Raw genomic sequence first — 375 nt, 5'->3', positions numbered from 1 at the left:
CTTCCTGTCCGAGAACGCCGCGTTCGCCCGCGACGTGATCGCGGCCGGCCTGACCTGGGTCGGCCCGCCGGTCTCCGCGATCGAGGCGATGGGCTCCAAGATCGAGGCCAAGAAGATGATGGCCGCCGCGGGCGTGCCCATGCTCAGCGACCTCGAGCCGGACGAGGTCACCGAGGACATGCTCCCGGTGCTGGTGAAGGCCTCCGCCGGCGGAGGCGGGCGCGGCATGCGCGTCGTGCGCACCCTCGGGACCCTGCACGAGGAGATCGCGAACGCCCGACGCGAGGCGAAGTCGGCGTTCGGCGACGACGCCGTGTTCTGCGAGCGTTACCTCGAGCGCGGCCGCCACATCGAGGTCCAGATCATGGCCGACGC

General features: G+C 71.5%; 1 protein-coding gene. It reads left to right on the top strand.

Going from position 1 to position 375, the window contains the following annotated elements:
* A partial coding sequence (locus tag G6016_RS17275; RefSeq protein ID WP_479682407.1) for an ATP-binding protein occupies window positions 1–375 on the top strand: 375 nt, incomplete at both ends.

The organism is Dietzia aerolata (assembly GCF_014144865.1).
GTDB lineage: Bacteria > Actinomycetota > Actinomycetes > Mycobacteriales > Mycobacteriaceae > Dietzia > Dietzia aerolata.
The sequence above is the reverse complement of the archived record's forward strand: the minus strand, read 5'-3'. Positions and strand labels throughout refer to the sequence as shown.